The 2,806-nt window shown below is 77.6% G+C and carries 4 protein-coding genes; 1 reads left to right on the top strand and 3 read right to left on the bottom strand.

The features are described from left to right. On the bottom strand, positions 1 to 190 hold a 190-nt coding region (locus tag VF468_17770), incomplete at its 3' end, for a helix-turn-helix transcriptional regulator (protein ID HEX5880140.1). A 92-nt stretch (positions 191 to 282) separates the two neighbouring features. Between VF468_17770 and VF468_17775 the strand changes: the two genes are divergently transcribed. Continuing rightward, positions 283 to 762 carry a pyridoxamine 5'-phosphate oxidase family protein gene (locus VF468_17775; GenBank protein ID HEX5880141.1) on the top strand — a complete coding sequence of 160 codons (480 nt, stop codon included), beginning with the start codon at positions 283 to 285 and terminating at the stop codon, positions 760 to 762. On the opposite strand, the gene VF468_17780 is transcribed toward VF468_17775, so the two are convergent. Together VF468_17780 and VF468_17785 are read right to left on the bottom strand one after the other, a co-directional pair. Then, complete coding sequence (locus VF468_17780; GenBank protein HEX5880142.1) at positions 740 to 1,726, bottom strand: methyltransferase; 987 nt, start codon at positions 1,724 to 1,726, stop codon at positions 740 to 742. The two genes, VF468_17775 and VF468_17780, sit on opposite strands and share 23 nt — an antisense overlap. Then, positions 1,723 to 2,806, bottom strand: a 1,084-nt coding sequence (locus tag VF468_17785) for an FAD-dependent oxidoreductase (GenBank protein HEX5880143.1), incomplete at its 5' end; no start/stop codon positions are given. The genes VF468_17785 and VF468_17780, both read right to left, overlap by 4 nt.

The raw sequence follows: 2,806 nt of genomic DNA on the forward strand, positions 1-2,806 counted from the left end.
CGATGATGTCGCGTTCTTTGAAGCCGACCTGGCCGTTCTCGAGCCGGTGGATCTTCCATTCCGAGGCCCGGATGGACTCGGCGGCCTCGTCCCGGCTCAGGCCCAGCTCGGTCCGCAACCGGCGCAGCCTCGCCCCCACCAGCATCCGCTGGACGGTCGGCCCCCCCGCCTGTGCCCTGGACTCAGTCATGGCGCTTCCCCCACGACGGAATTGCCACACAGTCTCCCACCACGCCGGAGTTGTCCAGGCTCCAACGCGCCGGTCGCACGTAGACTCTGCCCATGGCGAGCTGGAGCGAGATCGAGGCGGCCGCACCCGAGCTGGCGGCCAGGGCACGGGCGACCTTCGACGCCCACAGGCACAAGGTGCTGGCCACGCTGCGCCGTGACGGGTCGCCGCGCATCAGCGGGATCGAGGCCAGCTTCACCGACGGCGAGCTGTGGCTCGGCATGATGCCCGGCTCCCGCAAGGCCCTCGACCTGCGCCGTGACTCCCGCCTGGCCCTCCACAGCGCCTCGGTCGACCCGCCCGACGACCCGGCCGCCTGGGCCGGCGACGCCAAGCTGAGCGGCCGGGCCGTCGAGGTCGAGGACCCGGAGCTGCTGCGCCGGCTCGGCGCCGGCGACGAGGCCGAGGCCGCCCACCTGTTCCGGGTCGACGTCACCGAGCTGGTCCACATCCGCGTCGGCGACCCCACCGACCACCTGGTGATCGACCTCTGGCAGGAGGGCAAGGGCCTCAGCCGCCGCCAGCGTCGCTAGGGGCGCTGGCCCGGAGGACGGCGATGGGGCCGGCGCCGCGGCGGAGCTCGATCCCGGCCAGGCCGGCGGCCTCGAGCCAGGCGCTGAGCCGGGCCGCGGTCCAGGCGGCGCCGCCCTCGTTCTCGACCAGCATCATGAGGTCGAACAGGGCGACCGCGGGCGGGGTGTCGCCGGTCTCGTCCAGGACCCACTCGTAGACGAGCAGGGTGCCGCCGGGGGCGAGGAGGCCGGCGGCGGTGGCCACGATCGCCTGGCAGCGGGCGGGCGGGTGGTCGTGGAGGACGTTGGCCAGCAGGACCGCGTCCCAGCGCTCGCCGGGGGGGCGGCCGAAGCGGGGATCGTCGAGGTCGCCGGGGACGAAGGCCAGCTCGGGGTGGCGTTCGCGCAGGACCGGCTCGACCGCGGGGAGGTCGAGCACGGTCGCCTCCAGGCCGGGGACGGCGCGGGCCAGGGCGGCGGCGTGGGAGCCGGCCCCGCCGCCCACGTCCAGCAGCCGGCCCGGGCCGTCCAGGCCGGCCAGGGCGGGCAGCTCGCCCCCGAACCGGGCGGCCAGGTCGTCGAGGGCGCGCAGGAAGTCGAGCGGGCGGGCCGGGTCGACGGCCAGGCGGTCGCGCCACGGGGGGATGCGGACGTGGCCGTCGCGGACGCTGTCCGGCAGGCCGGCCCAGGCCTGGTAGAAGTACCACTCCTTGGCCACGATCCGGGTCACCGACTCGGGGTGGCCGCCGGCCAGCACGGCCCCGTCGGCCGACAGCGCGTATCCGTCGGGGCCGTGCTCGGCCAGGCCGAGCGCGACCAGGGACCCGAGCAGCGCCCGGGTCGCGCGCGGGCTGGTCCCGCAGGCGGCGGCCACCGCCGCCGCCTGGCGCGGCCCGGCCGCGATGGCGTCGGCCACCCCGGTGGCGCAGGCGGCGGCCACCACCGCCGACTGCTGGTAGGCGGTGACCAGGTCGAGCGGGTTCACCGGGGGCCGCCGCGGCGCAGGGTGCGGAGGGCGCGGGCGGCGTCGCGGACCAGAGCCAGGCGGCGGCGGAGCCGGCGGGCCCGGCTGGCCGCGCCGCCCGTCCCCCCGAGGGCGTCGAGGACGACGGCGGCGGCGTTGCGGCCGGGCAGGCCGGTGACGCCGCCCCCGGGATGGGTGCCGGCCCCGGTCAGGAACAGCCCGCCGATCGGGGGGACCCGGTAGCCGGAGAGGCTGGGCGAGGGGCGGAACGACAGCAGCTGGTCGAGGCTCATCTCCACGTGGTTGGGGTTGGCGTTGGGGTTGCCGTGGCGCGCGACCCACTCCAGGGGGCCGGTCAGGTGGCGTTCGACCGGCTCCAGGTCGGTCCCGAGGGCCTTGGACGCGGCCCGCCAGGCGTGGTCGGCGGCCCGCTCCAGGGCGGCCTCGTCCCAGGGGCCGGCGGCCGGGCGCCAGGGCACGAAGGTCGACAGCCACAGCGCCGCCCGGCCCGGCGGCGCCCAGCCCTCCTCAAGGGTGGAGGGGAAGGCGAGCATCAGCGGCGGCCGCTCGGGCAGCTCCCCGAGGGCGATGGCGGCAAAGGCCCGCTCCAGGTCGGCGGTGGTGTTGGCCGAGAGCATGAAGGCCCGGTCGAACCCGGGCGGCCCCGGCACCGGCGGCATGCCGGCGAGCACGGCGTCGACCTTCAGTTCGCTGACGTTGCGCCGCCCCACGTGGATCCGCCCGGCCTCGGCGGCCAGCCAGGGAGGCACGGCGTCGGCGTCGACCAGCTCCAGCAGCAGCCGCCGGGCGTCCAGGGAGGAGATGACCGCCCTGCTGGCGCCGACCCGCTCGCCGCCGGCGTGGACGGCCACCGCCCGCTCCCCCGCGGTCTCGACCCTGGTCACCGGCATCCGGCAGCGCACCCTCCCGCCGGCCGCCTCCAGGCAGCGGACCAGCGCGTCGACCAATGCCCGGGAGCCGCCGGCCGGCCGGGCGGCCGGGCGGCCGTGCCCGCCGGCCAGCATGAGCGCGCCGGCCCCGGTGCCGGGGTCGGCCGGGGACTGCTGGGAGTGGCCGCCCAGTGGGCCAGCGGGGCCTGGA

The organism is Actinomycetota bacterium (assembly GCA_036280995.1).
GTDB lineage: Bacteria > Actinomycetota > CALGFH01 > CALGFH01 > CALGFH01 > CALGFH01.